12 protein-coding genes are annotated in these 14,412 nt (G+C 46.4%); 9 read left to right on the forward strand and 3 right to left on the reverse strand.

The genetic code is table 11. The annotated features are described in order from the left end of the window. The first annotated feature begins 9 nt into the window (after positions 1–9). The 3 genes from BS617_RS03110 to rluB all read left to right on the forward strand — a co-directional run bounded on the left by BS617_RS03110 (position 10) and on the right by rluB (position 2,035). On the forward strand, positions 10–630 hold the full coding sequence (locus tag BS617_RS03110) for an L-threonylcarbamoyladenylate synthase (protein WP_075171444.1): 621 nt from the start codon (positions 10–12) through the stop codon (positions 628–630). A gap of 95 nt (positions 631–725) precedes the next feature. After that, positions 726–1,118, forward strand: a complete 393-nt coding sequence (locus BS617_RS03115; RefSeq protein WP_075171445.1) for an H-NS histone family protein — start codon at positions 726–728, stop codon at positions 1,116–1,118. A gap of 74 nt (positions 1,119–1,192) precedes the next feature. After that, positions 1,193–2,035 (forward strand): 23S rRNA pseudouridine(2605) synthase RluB, encoded by an 843-nt coding sequence (gene rluB / locus BS617_RS03120; RefSeq protein ID WP_075171446.1) that lies wholly within the window; start codon positions 1,193–1,195, stop codon positions 2,033–2,035. Between the two features lie 82 nt (positions 2,036–2,117). Here rluB and BS617_RS03125 read toward each other — a convergent pair whose 3' ends face one another. Genes BS617_RS03125 through ubiG form a run of 3 tightly spaced genes read right to left on the reverse strand, consistent with a single transcriptional unit; the run spans position 2,118 to position 4,324 of the window. After that, on the reverse strand, positions 2,118–2,861 hold the full coding sequence (locus tag BS617_RS03125; RefSeq protein ID WP_075171447.1) for a YciK family oxidoreductase: 744 nt from the start codon (positions 2,859–2,861) through the stop codon (positions 2,118–2,120). Positions 2,862–2,909: 48 nt separating this feature from the next. Beyond that, entirely contained in the window at positions 2,910–3,599 is a 690-nt protein-coding gene (locus BS617_RS03130) for an HAD family hydrolase (protein WP_075171448.1), read from the reverse strand. Positions 3,600–3,604: 5 nt separating this feature from the next. Next, positions 3,605–4,324, reverse strand: coding sequence for a bifunctional 2-polyprenyl-6-hydroxyphenol methylase/3-demethylubiquinol 3-O-methyltransferase UbiG (gene ubiG / locus BS617_RS03135; RefSeq protein WP_075171449.1), 720 nt, complete (start codon positions 4,322–4,324; stop codon positions 3,605–3,607). A 242-nt stretch (positions 4,325–4,566) separates the two neighbouring features. Between ubiG and gyrA the strand changes: the two genes are divergently transcribed. The 6 genes from gyrA (at position 4,567) to rpsA (ending at position 14,340) form a co-directional block, all read left to right on the forward strand. Further along, on the forward strand, positions 4,567–7,218 hold the full coding sequence (gyrA, locus tag BS617_RS03140; RefSeq protein ID WP_075171450.1) for a DNA gyrase subunit A: 2,652 nt from the start codon (positions 4,567–4,569) through the stop codon (positions 7,216–7,218). A 211-nt stretch (positions 7,219–7,429) separates the two neighbouring features. Beyond that, positions 7,430–8,512, forward strand: a complete 1,083-nt coding sequence (serC, locus tag BS617_RS03145) for a 3-phosphoserine/phosphohydroxythreonine transaminase (RefSeq protein ID WP_075171451.1) — start codon at positions 7,430–7,432, stop codon at positions 8,510–8,512. A gap of 16 nt (positions 8,513–8,528) precedes the next feature. Next, positions 8,529–9,626, forward strand: a complete 1,098-nt coding sequence (pheA, locus tag BS617_RS03150; RefSeq protein ID WP_075171452.1) for a prephenate dehydratase — start codon at positions 8,529–8,531, stop codon at positions 9,624–9,626. Positions 9,627–9,716: 90 nt separating this feature from the next. Beyond that, a complete protein-coding gene (locus BS617_RS03155; RefSeq protein ID WP_075171453.1) occupies positions 9,717–11,933 on the forward strand; it encodes a bifunctional prephenate dehydrogenase/3-phosphoshikimate 1-carboxyvinyltransferase in 2,217 nt (738 codons plus the stop codon). Next, positions 11,933–12,619, forward strand: coding sequence for a (d)CMP kinase (cmk, locus tag BS617_RS03160; RefSeq protein ID WP_075171454.1), 687 nt, complete (start codon positions 11,933–11,935; stop codon positions 12,617–12,619). The genes BS617_RS03155 and cmk overlap by 1 nt, the downstream gene beginning before the upstream one ends. Positions 12,620–12,663: 44 nt before the next feature. Beyond that, positions 12,664–14,340, forward strand: coding sequence for a 30S ribosomal protein S1 (rpsA, locus tag BS617_RS03165; RefSeq protein ID WP_075171455.1), 1,677 nt, complete (start codon positions 12,664–12,666; stop codon positions 14,338–14,340). Positions 14,341–14,412: the final 72 nt, after the last annotated feature.

Genomic DNA, 14,412 nt, shown 5'->3' on the forward strand with positions numbered 1-14,412 from the left:
GGGCTGTTTATGAGTCAGTTATTTCAAATCCATCCTGATAATCCTCAAAAGCGCTTAATACAGCAGGCTGTTGATATCATTAAACAAGGTGGGGTTATTGTTTATCCAACTGATTGCGGTTACGCATTAGGGTGTCATCTAGGTGATAAGTCGGCATTAGAGAAAATTAAACGCTTGCGTCAGTTAGATGATAAACATAACTTTACGTTAGTGTGCCGTGATCTAAGTACAATAGGTACTTATGCTAAAGTTAATAATCAAATCTACCGGTTGCTTAAGGCACATACTCCAGGGGCATATACTTTTATTTTAAAAGCGACCACAGAAGTGCCTCGCCGCTTGCTACACCCTAAGCGCAGAACGATAGGTATTCGTATACCCGACAGTAAAATTGTTGATGCTCTTTTAGATGTTTTAGGTGAGCCTATTATGAGTACGTCTTTAATTATGCCGGGTGAAACAGAGCCTTTGACCGACCCTTATGATATTCGTGATCTACTGCAGCACAATATTGATGCCATTATTGATGGTGGATATTGCGGTATGGAAGCAACAACCGTTATTAATTTAATAGAAGATGAACCGGAAATTGTTCGAGAAGGTGCTGGTGATGTCGCTTTTTTTAAATGAAAAATAAATTTTATATTTACTTTTCTTGAATTTAATCTTTTTTTGACGATAATGGCTTTAAGTATATCTAAATCCAAAATCCATCGGGTTATATAATGTCTGACATCTTAAAAGTATTAACACGCAAAAACTCGCTGCGTAAGCAGTGCCAAGAACTATCAATAGCGGATGTTGAAAAAGTTATAGCAGATCTTACGGACATCTTGGCTGAAAAGCAGGAAGAAGAGCAAAAGCTTGCTGCAGAAAATCAAGCTAAGAACGAAAAAATCGAAATGATCCGTAAAACCATGCAGGATGCAGGTATAGATTTTAACGATCTACAAGATTTAATTTCAGTAGCACCTAAAAAGAAAGTAGAAGCTAAATACCGCATTACTGATGAAGAAGGTAATACGCACGAGTGGTCTGGTCGTGGCCGTACGCCGGTTGTTTTCCAAGCCTACTTCGATAAGCATGGTGTAGACAAAGAAGCGGTTGCTATTAAGTAAACGCTGTTTTTTATCTATAATAAAAGCTCCTCAGTTTACTGAGGGGCTTTTTTATTTTTTACAGGAAGCGTCACATGTCAGATGAAAAGTTACAAAAAGTGTTGGCGCGATCAGGTTATGGCTCACGTCGTGAGATGGAGCGCTGGATTGATGAGGGCAGAATCTCCGTCAATGGCGCCCGAGCTAAGCTGGGTGATCGTGTTACCTCTCGAGATAAAGTAGTAGTAGATGGCAAAGAGGCAAATTTAATGTCTGAGGCTGAAAACCCTCGCCGTGTACTCATTTACAACAAGCCGCTGGGTGAGGTGTCTACAAGGCATGACCCAGAAGGGCGTCCTACCGTGTTTGATCACTTGCCACCGCTTAAGCAGGGCCGCTGGATTGCGATTGGTCGTTTGGATATTAACACCACGGGTTTGCTTATTTTCACGACAGATGGTGAGCTGGCTAATACTATGATGCATCCGTCTGCTAATATCGATCGCGAATATGCGGTCCGTGTTTTGGGCGATGTAAGCGAAGCACAAATGAACCAAATGAAAGAGGGCGTGCTCCTAGATGATGGCATGGCAAAGTTCTCTGATGTGCAGTTCTTTGATGGAGAAGGCGCCAATAAGTGGTATCACTGTGTGGTGATGGAAGGTCGCAACCGTGAAGTGCGTCGTTTGTGGGAGTCGCAAGGTTTTCAGGTTAGCCGCTTAAAACGAGTTCGTTACGGGTCTATCTTTTTGCCAAGTGATGTAAAGGCGGGTACGTGGAAAGAGCTAACGCTTAAAGAAGTAAAAGCATTAGGTGCGCAAATGGAACTTACGCCACGCCAGAAACTAAAAATGAAGCCGTTAGAGCGTGAATCATATAAGCGACGCTATAAGCGTCAGCAAGTTCGTCATGCTGTTGGGCCAAAGCATGCAAAGTAATAGATAGCATTAAAAAAAGCAGCTTTTAAAGCTGCTTTTTAGTTTCTAGCGTATGGCTTTGCTGTTATGGGTAATGATGTTCTTATGCTTGTGCATCCATGGATTCGCCGTTTACGCTTTTGCTGTCAGCCCCCATCAGGTAAAGGTATAACGGCATAATGGCGTCTGGTGTTGGGTTATTCGTTGGGTCTTCTGCCGGGTAAGCATAAGCACGCATTGCGGTGCGGGTTGCGCCGGGGTTAATGCAGTTAACTCGGATACTGCTGGTTGAGCTGACTTCATCGGCCATGACTTGCATCATGCCTTCTGTCGCAAATTTAGAGACGCTGTAAGCCCCCCAGTACGCACGTCCTTTGCGTCCAACACTGGACGAGGTAAAAATGATAGACGCGTCTTCTGAACGGTGCAGTAACGGCATTAATGTTTGGGTAAGTAAAAATGGCGCGTTTACATTTACCTGCATCACTTGTTGCCAAGTAACGGGATCGTAAGATTCAAGAGGGGTGCGCAAGCCTAGTAAGCTGGCGTTATGTAAAATGCCATCTAAGCGACCAAACTCTTGGTCGATAATGTTGGTGATTTCAATGTAATCGTGTTCGGTTGCAGTCTCTAGATTGAGCGGGACAATGGCTGGTTGGGGGCCGCCTGCGTTCTCAATTTCATCATAAACTTGTTCGAGTTTTTCAGTAGTTCTGCCCAGCAAAATAACCGTCGCGCCATGTTTTGCATAAGCTATCGCGGCCGCTTTTCCTATTCCATCGCCAGCGCCTGTAACGACAATATAGCGATCTGCAAGAAGTGACTCAGGTGCTTGGTAATCAAACATAAATTAATCCTTTGCTGGTTGACTATTAGCTTACATAAATGTCGTGTTTTATGTGCAGAGATTGAGACCCGTTTGCTCTCGTATAACCGGCCAAATTTGCTCTACATCCGTGACGTAATGATCAGCATTCCATGTCGCTGTGTTTTCGTTAGCTCTAATATAGCCGTATAAAGCACCAATAGTGAACATGTTGGCGCGATTTCCTGCATCGATATCCCGTAAATGGTCGCCAATATAAATGCTACTTGTCGCGCAGGTATTTGTGAGCTTGCATGCTAAATACAGAGACTCAGGGTCGGGTTTTGTGTGTGTTACATCTTCAGGGCAAACAAGCACTGAGCAGCGAGAATGCAGTGCGAGTTTATGAAGAATGGTTTCAGAAAAACGTCGAGGTTTGTTGGTGACTATGCCCCAAGGGATACCCGCAGCTTCTAAGTGCAGTAGTAGCTCGTCCATGCCAGGAAACATCATTGCATGATCACAGACCTGTGTTTCATAGCGGGCAAGCAGCTCAACTAAAAGTGCTTCAATCAGCTTATTATCTGCTGGCAGTGCAAAAGCATGGCATAGCATAGCCCGCGCACCTTCAGAAACTTCACTTTTTAAGAACTCATACGTGACAGGTGAGCGGTTGTGTTCAATCAACAGCGTATTGACGATAGCATGAAAGTCCAAAGCTGAATCAAGCAGTGTGCCATCTAAATCAAACAACACGGCTGCGCGAGTAGGCGTGGTCATCTGGCTTAGCCGAGCTTTTGCGTGGCGATCATATAGTTTACATCTACATCGTTATTATCAAGGCGATACTGCTGAGTCAGTACGTTATAAGTCATGCCGGTAATATCTAGCGTGTTCAGCGAAGCGGAGCGCGTCCAATTAGCAAGCTCAGACGGGCGGATAAACTTTTTATGATCATGTGTGCCCGCAGGTACTAATTTTAAAATACGTTCGGCCCCAAGAATGGCAAATAGATAGCTTTTAGGGTTTCTGTTAATCGTAGAAAAGAACACGTAACCACCCGGTTTAACCATAGCGGCACAAGCGCGAACGATAGATGATGGATCGGGGACGTGCTCTAGCATTTCCATGCAGGTTACCACGTCAAACGCTTGCGGGTTCTGCGCCGCCATCTCTTCGGCTGTGATTTGCTGGTATGACACTTTAACCCCGCTTTCAAGGCCGTGCAGCTTGGCGACTTTTAAAGGAGCCTCACCCATATCAATGCCTGTAACGGTTGCACCACGGTGAGCCATCGACTCCGAAAGGATTCCGCCGCCACAGCCAACATCTAATACTTGCTTACCAGCCAAATCCGCTATGCGATCAATGTAGCCTACGCGCAATGGATTGATATCGTGCAGAGGTTTAAACTCGCTATCCCTGTCCCACCAGCGGCTGGCCAGTGCTTCAAATTTAGCTATTTCTTCGGGATCTATGTTGGCTTGCGAGGCTGAATGGCTCATAAAAGCGTCTTTCCTAGAAAAAATCATCAAGCTTTATTCTATCACTGCAGCTTAACGGCTTAAACCAAGTCCAACATATTCATTTTGCGGGAAACTTTTATATTTGTCTGGTATAATCGTCCGGTTAAAAACTGGCTCGAGTATCTCGATTAAATTATAAAAAGTCTGGCGTCTGCAGACGGCATGTATCGAGGTGCAGTCGCGAGCTTTGTAGCAGACCGGATCAAGGAAAGCTGAAACCCATGGGTGATTTAGCCAAAGAAATTTTGCCAGTAAATATCGAAGATGAGATGAAACAATCTTATCTCGATTATGCTATGAGTGTTATCGTCGGCCGTGCATTGCCAGACGTACGTGACGGGTTAAAGCCTGTTCACCGTCGTGTGCTATTTGCAATGAACGAGCTGAGCAACGATTGGAACAAACCGTACAAAAAATCGGCACGTGTTGTTGGTGATGTAATCGGTAAATACCACCCGCATGGTGATAGTGCGGTTTACGATACAATCGTTCGTATGGCGCAGGATTTCTCAATGCGTTATACGCTTGTGGATGGTCAAGGGAACTTCGGTTCCGTTGATGGTGATTCCGCCGCCGCTATGCGTTACACCGAAATTCGCATGAAAAAGATCTCGCATGACTTATTAGCGGATCTAGAGAAAGAAACCGTCGATTTTGTGCCTAACTATGATGGCACCGAGTTGATCCCTGATGTCCTTCCCACGCGTGTACCTAACCTGTTGGTTAACGGTTCATCAGGTATCGCTGTGGGCATGGCAACGAATATCCCGCCACATAACTTGCGCGAAGTCGTTGCAGGTTGTTTGGCGATGATCGAAAACCCTGACATCGATGTTGATGGCTTGATGGAGCATATTCCAGGGCCAGATTTTCCAACAGGTGCGATCATCAATGGTCGTGCTGGTATTTTGTTGGCGTATCGTACAGGGCGCGGTCGTATTTACATTCGCTCCAAGTACCATGTTGAAGAAGACAGCCGTGGCAAAGCTTCTATTGTAGTCACCGAGATTCCATATCAACTTAACAAAGCGCGCTTAATCGAAAAGATTGCCGAGCTGGTTAAAGAGAAGAAGCTAGAAGGTATCACTGAGCTACGTGATGAGTCTGATAAAGACGGCATGCGTATTGTGATTGAGCTTCGTCGTGGCGAAATGCCGGATGTAATCGCCAACAATTTGTTTGCCCAAACGCAAATGGAAGGCGTATTTGGTATCAACATCGTTGCGTTAGTTGACGGTCAGCCTAAAATTCTTAACCTTCGTGAGTTGATCGAAAACTTTATTCGTCACCGTCGCGAAGTCGTTACCCGTCGTACTGTTTTCGAACTACGCAAAGCGCGTGAGCGTGGACACGTACTCGAAGGCTTAGCGATTGCGCTGGCCAATATCGACGAGATTATCGAGCTGATTCGCCAATCACCAACGCCTGCCGAAGCTAAAGAAGGCTTAGTTGCGCGTGCGTGGGATTTAGGCACAGTGAGCACGATGCTTGAACAGGCTGGTGATGATGCATGCCGCCCAGATGACCTAGAACCACAATATGGTGTGCACGATAGCAAATACTATTTGTCACCGGTTCAGGCTCAGGCCATCCTCGATTTGCGTTTGCATCGCCTGACGGGTTTAGAACATGAAAAACTGATCGGCGAATATAAAGAGTTATTAGTTAAAATTGCCGAGCTGCTTGAAATACTGGGTTCTTATACTCGATTGATGGAAGTGATTCGTGAAGAGTTAGAAGCGGTAACAGAAGAATATGGCGACGAGCGCAAGACCGAAATCATTGCCTCACGCCAAGATTTGACTGTTGCAGACTTAATTACCGAAGAAGACATGGTTGTTACTATCTCTCATGGTGGTTATGCGAAAACTCAGCCACTAACGGATTACCAATCACAACGTCGTGGCGGTAAAGGCCGTTCGGTAACCGCGGTTAAAGACGAAGATTTTGTCGAGCATCTATTAATAGCCAGTACTCATGACACCATCCTGTGCTTTACCAACATGGGTAAAGTGTATTGGCTGAAAGTCTACGAGATCCCTCAAGCTAGCCGTACTGCTCGTGGTCGTCCTATCGTTAACATTCTTCCGTTGGTAGAAGGTGAGCGCATCTCGACTATTTTGCCTGTTAATGAATACAGCGAAGACCGTTTTGTGTTCATGGCAACGGCGAGCGGTATCGTTAAGAAAACATCATTGGTTAATTTCTCTCGTCCACGTTCATCGGGTTTGATTGCGGTTGATCTGTTGGATGATGATGCCCTAATCGGCGCAGCGATTACCGAAGGTGAAGACGACATTATGCTGGTCACTAACGCCGGTAAAGTGGCGCGCTTCCATGAATCAGATGTGCGTCCGATGGGTCGAACGGCTCGTGGTGTTAAAGGTGTAAAAATGAAGGATGATGCAGTGGTCATCTCGCTGATCATTCCGAAAGCTGGCGGTAACGTATTAACGGCTTCGGCTCGTGGTTACGGTAAGCAAACACCGGTTGAAGATTTCCCTTGTAAAGGCCGTGGTAACCAGGGTGTTATCGGCATGCAGTGCACAGAACGTAACGGCTACCTTGCTGGTGCAGTTCAAGTGTTCGAAGGGGATGATGTCATGCTGATCAGTGATCAGGGCACCATGGTACGGACTCGCACTTCAGAAATTTCGGTGCTGGGTCGTAATACTCAAGGTGTTACTCTGATTAAGGTCGCCAGCGATGAAAACCTCGTTAGCCTTGCGCGTATCGAAGAACCAGAAGAGCCCGAAGAAACAGCAGAAGTCGATGCCGATGCAGCCACAGCAGAGTCACCTGAAGAAGGTGGCGCTCAGGTAGCTGATGCGGAAGCTGGTGATGATGCCGAAACCGCTGGTGATGATGAGTAACTCACTACTCACATTAACAACGAAGAGGTAAACAGAAAGTGCGGCAATAGCCGCACTTTCTCTATAGCTATAAAATAGCTAAAAGCTAGAGGTAAGCTAACGGGTGCTTTGCTTGGCTCGTTCATGCAGTATCATAGCTTCAATGTGACATAAAGACCGAGTTGTTCAACCTTATATGCAATGCTTCGCATTTGATTATTGAGAGATACAGATGAGCCGTCATTTTAATTTCAGTGCGGGTCCAGCCGCTCTTCCTGAAGAAGTTTTAAAAACAGCCCAACAAGAAATGCTTGATTGGCACGGTTGTGGTTTATCGATCATGGAAATGAGCCATCGTAGCGATGAGTTTATGTCGGTTGCCGCGCAAGCCGAGCAAGATCTACGTGATTTAATGCACATCCCTGACAATTACAAAGTCCTGTTTTTGCAAGGCGGAGCAACAAGTCAGTTTGCAATGGTGCCGCTTAACTTATTGCGTGGTAAAACAACGGCTGATTATATCAATACAGGGGTCTGGTCTAAAAAAGCCATTGCTGAAGCAAAGCGCTATTGCGATGTTAATGTAGTAGCAACAACAGAGTCTACTCAGTTCACCTCTGCGCCTACGCAAGACGAGCTGGTGTTAAATCCAGACGCAGCCTATGTGCACTATACCCCCAACGAAACTATTGGCGGTGTAGAGTTTGATTACATTCCTGACACAGGAGATGTGCCGTTAGTGGCAGATATGTCCTCTAATATCTTATCCCGCCCGTTTGATGTCTCTAAATTCGGCTTAATCTATGCGGGTGCGCAAAAGAATATCGGACCAGCCGGTTTGACAGTTGTTATCGTGCGCGAAGACCTACTAGGCGACACTTTAGCAGGCACGCCAACCATGTATGACTACGCGGTACACGCAGCGGCTGGGTCCATGAATAATACACCTCCGACGTTAGCATGGTATCTCACCGGGCTTGTCTTTAAGTGGTTAAAGGCACAAGGTGGCGTTGAAGCCATGGAAGTAGCTAACCGTCGTAAAGCAGAAAAACTATACCAAGCAATTGCTGACAGTAAGTTCTTCTCAAACCCAGTAGTTAAGCGCAATCAGTCATGGATGAATGTTCCATTTATCTTGGCGGATTCAAATCTGGATAGCACCTTTATTGCTGAATCAGAAAAAGCAGGGCTATTGAACTTGCAAGGCCACCGTTCGGTCGGAGGTATGCGCGCAAGTATCTATAATGCGGTCAACGAGCAAGCGGTTGATGCGTTAATTGCATTTATGAATGAATTTGAACGAACACACGGATAATTAAAAAGGTCGATCCATGACTGAACAAGAAAAAGCGCTGCGAGTTCTGCGCGATAAGATTGATACCATTGACCAAGAGATTCAGGTGCTTCTTAATAAACGTGCAGAATGTGCGCAAGAAGTCGCTGAGGTGAAGGAGTCTTTCGAAGGCAAGCAGGACGCTGTCTTTTATCGGCCAGAACGTGAAGCTCAAGTACTGCGTCGAGTCATGGAGCGCAACCAAGGGCCGCTTCCCGCAAAAGAAGTGGCTCGGCTATTTCGTGAGATAATGTCGGTGTGCTTAGCGTTAGAAAAGCCAATGCGTGTGGCGTTTTTGGGGCCTGAGGGCACTTTTACACAACAAGCGGCCTTTAAGCACTTTGGGCACTCGGCAGTCAGTGCGCCCATGAATGTATTGGATGATGTTTTCCGTGAAGTTGAAGCCGGGGCTGCTAACTACGGCGTTGTGCCGATCGAAAACTCAACCGAAGGGATGGCTACACACACGTTAGATTTATTCCGCCGCCATAATGTACAAATTTGTGGTGAATTAGAACTGCGTATCCATCAGCACTTGCTGGTTGCTAAAAATGAAACCGCAACGCCCATCACTAAAATTTATGCCCATCAAGAATCTTTTGCGCAATGCCGCAGTTGGTTAGAAAGCCATTACCCCGATGCAGAGCACATTGCTGTTAGCTCAAATGCGCAAGGGGCTAAGCGTGTTATGTCTGAAGTAGGTGCCGCGGCTATTGCAGGCGACATGGCGCAAGATTTATACGACCTGGATATTATCGAACGTAATATCGAAGACTTGCCCGACAATACCACTCGTTTTCTTGTGTTGGGGAAACAGCATGTAGGCCCTAGTGGTGATGATAAAACTTCGTTGCTGCTAGCCGCTCATAATAAGCCGGGCGCACTTTATACTTTGTTAGAGCCATTTCATCGTCACGGTATTAGCCTTACCCGTATTGAAACACGTCCGGCTGGACAAGGTGCTTGGAGTTACTTGTTCTATATCGATTTTGAAGGTCATTGTGATGATGACAATGTTAAGCTCGTGATAACAGAATTAGAGCAGCAGTCAACGGAGTTAAAGCTGTTAGGCTCGTATCCCAAAGCGGTTATTTAAGACGATGTTGCGGTGTGTTAAAGGCAAAGAAGCAAAAATTGCCTTCTTCGTCGGCGTTAGCGTGTTTCAGTTTACAGTTGGAGCTTCGTTGTGAGTTACCACAAGATTAATCGGATCCTTGTAATTGGCTTAGGGCTTATTGGTGGCTCATTAGCTAAAGCACTGAAGCGTAAGCAGTTTGCGACGCTAATAGCTGGTTTTGATATGAGCCCTGATGAGGTGCGCCAAGGCCTAGAGTTAGATGTCATAGATGAAGGCTTTACCGAACTCGCTGCATGTGTGCCTATTGCCGACTTGATTGTGTTGGCTGTTCCGGTCAAGGCGACTCATCAAGTACTTGAACAAATCAAACCATTGTTAGCATCTCATACTATTATCACGGATGTGGGTAGCACCAAAGCGAACGTGGTTGCAGCTGCAAGAGATGTATTTGGTGCCATTCCCAGTGGTTTTATTCCTGGGCATCCAATAGCAGGGTCTGAAAAAAGCGGTGTTATCGCATCGGACGACCAGCTTTTTGTAAAACATAAAATCATTCTCACACCGCTACCAGAATCAGACCCAAGTGCGGTTCAGCAAGTCGCGCGTATGTGGCAAGCAACAGGTGCCGAAGTGTTGCAAATGGCTGTTGAACGCCATGATGAAGTACTAGCAGCCACCAGTCATTTGCCGCATATATTGGCATTCTCTTTAGTCGATACACTTGCTCGTGAGCAGGATAGCACTGAAATTTTCCGCTATGCCGCAGGAGGTTTCCGCGACTTTACACGTATTGCCGCTTCCGATCCGACCATGTGGCATGACATCTGTATCGCTAATAAACAGCAGCTGCTCAACCAGATTGATAACTTCACGGCTGGTTTAGCCGAATTGCGCACGGCAATAGAGCACACGGATAGCCAAGCAATGACGGGAGTTTTTACACGTGCAAAAGCCGCGCGTGAGCATTTCAACCGGATGCTGACCCGAAGTGCATATTCATTGAACCGTCATCAGGATCACGTAACCTTCCGCGTGCGAAAGGCGATGGCTATCCAAGGGAATATCCGCGTACCTGGTGACAAATCTATCTCACATCGGGCGGTGATTATGGGAGCGCTCGCCGAAGGCGTTACCCTGATTCGTGGTTTTTTAGAAAGTGAAGATAGCCTCGCCACGCTACAGGCATTTCGTGATATGGGCGTGGTCATCGAAGGGCCTCACCAAGGGCAGGTAAAAATTTACGGTGTGGGCTTGCATGGGCTATGCCCGCCTCCGGGGGATTTATATTTGGGCAGTTCGGATATTAGTATGCGCTTACTCAGCGCAATACTAGCCGCTCAAGAGTTTGACTCGTGCCTACTAGGTGATGACCTGCTTATGACAAAACCCATGGTGCGCATAACGCAAGCACTCCGGACGATGGGAGCGCAGGTTGATACGGCAGACGGTGGAGTACCGCCGGTGAATATTTACGCGGTAGAGTCGCTGCAAGGTATAGATTGCACTATGCAGGTCCCTAGTGCTCAAGTTAAATCGGGGTTATTGCTGGCAGGGTTATACGCTCAAGGTAAAACAACTATTACAGAGCCAGTCATGACACGTGACCATACCGAGCGAATGCTACAGCACTTTGGTGTAGACGTTCAGCGTAATGGGCTCACCGTATCGATTAATCCTGGGCAGACGTTAAAAGCAGCCGATTTTAATGTGCCTGGTGATATGTCATGTGCGGCATTTTTTATCGTTGCGGCGGCCATATCCCCTAACTCGGATGTCGTGATTGAGCAGGTAGGCATCAACCCTGGGCGCTCTGGTTTGATTGATATTTTACGCCTAATGGGAGCTGATATTGACTGTACTAATGCCGTGGATCTCAATGGCGAACCAGTAGTTGATATCCATGTAAAATATGCGCCGTTACAAGGTATTGCCATCCCCGCAGAATGTTTATCAGCTTCTAGTGACGAACTACCGTTAGTGTTTGTCGCCGCTGCGTGCGCTCAAGGTGAGAGCTTACTTAAGGGGGCAGCCGAGCTGCGAGGTAAAGAACAAAATCGAGTCCAAGCCATGACGGATGGATTACGCAAAATGGGCATAGTTATCGATAATAAAAACGGTCAAATATCGATAACAGGTGGAGAATTTATAGGAGCTAAGGTCGATAGTTTTGGCGATCCACGTATCGCAATGGCGTTGTCTATAGCCGGCTCCCAAGCACACGGTGATGTACTTATTACCGGGTGTGATCATGTCGCGAGCTCTTTTCCTGACTTTGTAGAGATCGCACAAAAAATAGGATTACGTTTACAAAAGGAGGAGACGTGATGTCTCACTACAAACCAGTACCTGTAATTACAGTCGATGGGCCAAGTGGATCGGGTAAAGGCACCATCTGTCGGTTACTGGCAGAAAACTTAAATTGGCGCTTGCTCGATAGTGGCGCTTTGTACCGTTTAACCGCGTTAGCGGCCAGTCATCATGGGGTTGCCCTAGAAGATGAAACGGCATTAGTCACCTTGGCCGCACATTTAGATGTGCAATTTGTTAGCCGAGATGGCGACGTGCAGGTGATTCTAGAAGGCGAAGATGTCACCAAAGTTATCCGTAAAGAAAATGTCGGAAACGATGCGTCGGTCGTCGCTTCAATAGGCTCTGTACGAGCCGCTTTATTGGAGCGCCAACGAGCATTTGCCGAAGCGCCAGGGCTGATTGCTGATGGCCGAGATATGGGTACGGTGGTGTTCCCAGAAGCGGGTCTTAAAATTTATTTAGATGCCTCTGTAGAAGAGCGCGCACAGCGCCGTTATAACCAGTTGATTAATAAGGGGCTCAGTGCTAGTGTTGAAAGTATATTGGTTGATTTGCAAGCAAGGGATGCTCGTGATATGAACAGACTAGTAGCCCCGCTAAAGCCTGCAGAAGACGCCATTATTTTGGATTCTACTCAAATGACAATAGAGGCAGTTCTTGACGCGGTGCTAGAAGAGGCACGCCACCGAGGGCTGCGATAAAACAGGCTAGACACGGGCAACTGAGTTGCGAGGATGGTTGGATTATGAGCGAAAGTTTTGCTGATCTCTTTGAAGAGAGTCTGCAAGAGTTGAATATGGCGCCTGGGTCAATCGTTACTGGGACTGTAATCGCGATTGAAAATGATTTTGTCATAGTCAATGCAGGTCTAAAATCAGAAGGCGTTATACCAAGGGAACAATTCATCGACGAGCAAGGTGAGCTAACTATTGCTGTAGGTGATGAGGTTAAGGTAGCACTGGAAAGTGTAGAAGACGGATTTGGTGCAACTCAGCTTTCTCGTGAGAAAGCAAAACGCGCTGAGGCGTGGGCCGTCCTTGAAACTGCTTTCGAAAATGGCGAAATTATTAAAGGTGAAATCACGGGCAAAGTGCGTGGTGGTTTTACTGTCGCTGTAGGCGCTGTCAGTGCATTCTTGCCGGGTTCCCTGTTAGATATTCGACCGCTTCGTGACTCTTCACACCTCGAAGGTAAAGAGCTTGAGTTTAAACTGGTTAAGCTGGACGTTAAGCGCAATAACATTGTCGTTTCTCGCCGAGCGGTGCTGGAAGAGCTCAATAGTGCTGACCGTGAAAAACTACTCGAAACCCTAGAAGAGGGCATTGTTCTTAAGGGTATCGTCAAGAATATCACTGACTACGGTGCTTTCATCGACCTTGGTGGTATTGATGGTTTGCTTCATATTACCGATATTGCGTGGAAGCGTGTTAAGCATCCAAGCGAAGTACTCAGTGTTGGTGACGAAATAGACGTTAAAGTCCTCAAATATGACCGCGAAAAAACACGCGTGTCTTTGGGCATTAAACAACTGAAAGCCGACCCATGGGATGAAAAAGTTAAGCAATTCAACGTGGGTGACAAAACCACCGCGAAAGTGACTAACTTGACCGATTACGGTTGTTTCGCGCAAATCGCTGAAGGTATCGAAGGCCTAGTTCACGTATCCGAAATGGATTGGACCAACAAAAACGTACACCCATCTAAAGTGGTGCAGGTTGGTCAAGAAGTCGAAGTCATGGTCTTAGACATCGATACGGATCGCCGCCGTATTTCGCTCGGCATGAAGCAGTGCCAGCAAAATCCATGGGATGCGTTTGCAGCAAGCCATCAAAAAGGCGAAAAAATTACCGGTAAAATTAAATCTATTACCGATTTTGGTGTCTTTGTAGGCTTGGATGGCAATATTGATGGGTTGGTTCACTTATCTGACTTGTCTTGGGATCTTCCAGGCGAAGAAGCCGTCAAACAATTTAATAAAGGCGACGAAGTTGAAGCCGTTGTTGTCTCTATTGATGTCGAGCGTGAACGTATCGCTCTGAGTATCAAACAGCTCAATGGTGACCCGTTAGCAGAGTACTTGGCGGCGCATAAAAAAGGTGACATCGTCAAAGGAACCGTAACCGAAGTGGATGCTCGTCAGGCGACGATAGAAATAGCCGACGGGGTTGAAGCAAGCTTACGAGTAGCTGAGTGGTCTCGTGAGCGTACTGATGATCTGACCAACGAAGTTAAAGTAGGCGATCAGGTTGATGCTGTTATTATCTCGATGGATAGCAAAAATCGTACAATTAACCTTTCTGTTAAACAGATGGAGTTAAAACAAGAGCGCGAAGCATTGCAAAATGTTCAGCAGCAAAGTGTCGATTCGGCAGGGCCGACCACTATTGGTGACTTGATCAAGCAGCAAATGAACAAAAAATGATTCCTAGGTACAACAGAAGCACTAAACACCGTTAAGTAAATAACGGGGCTAGTGCTTCTGAATCTAGCTTGG

Origin of the sequence: Neptunomonas phycophila, from assembly GCF_001922575.1 — a bacterium.
Lineage (GTDB): Bacteria > Pseudomonadota > Gammaproteobacteria > Pseudomonadales > Balneatricaceae > Neptunomonas > Neptunomonas phycophila.

Bases quoted from the DNA above. Each gene is read 5' to 3' on its own strand.
- rpsA (WP_075171455.1), top strand. From the start codon at position 12,664: ATGAGCGAAAGTTTTGCTGATCTCTTTGAAGAGAGTCTGCAAGAGTTG.
- pheA (WP_075171452.1), top strand. From the start codon at position 8,529: ATGACTGAACAAGAAAAAGCGCTGCGAGTTCTGCGCGATAAGATTGAT.
- gyrA (WP_075171450.1), top strand. From the start codon at position 4,567: ATGGGTGATTTAGCCAAAGAAATTTTGCCAGTAAATATCGAAGATGAG.
- ubiG (WP_075171449.1), bottom strand. From the start codon at position 4,324: ATGAGCCATTCAGCCTCGCAAGCCAACATAGATCCCGAAGAAATAGCT.
- BS617_RS03110 (WP_075171444.1), top strand. From the start codon at position 10: ATGAGTCAGTTATTTCAAATCCATCCTGATAATCCTCAAAAGCGCTTA.
- serC (WP_075171451.1), top strand. From the start codon at position 7,430: ATGAGCCGTCATTTTAATTTCAGTGCGGGTCCAGCCGCTCTTCCTGAA.
- rluB (WP_075171446.1), top strand. From the start codon at position 1,193: ATGTCAGATGAAAAGTTACAAAAAGTGTTGGCGCGATCAGGTTATGGC.
- cmk (WP_075171454.1), top strand. From the start codon at position 11,933: ATGTCTCACTACAAACCAGTACCTGTAATTACAGTCGATGGGCCAAGT.
- BS617_RS03115 (WP_075171445.1), top strand. From the start codon at position 726: ATGTCTGACATCTTAAAAGTATTAACACGCAAAAACTCGCTGCGTAAG.
- BS617_RS03125 (WP_075171447.1), bottom strand. From the start codon at position 2,861: ATGTTTGATTACCAAGCACCTGAGTCACTTCTTGCAGATCGCTATATT.
- BS617_RS03130 (WP_075171448.1), bottom strand. From the start codon at position 3,599: ATGACCACGCCTACTCGCGCAGCCGTGTTGTTTGATTTAGATGGCACA.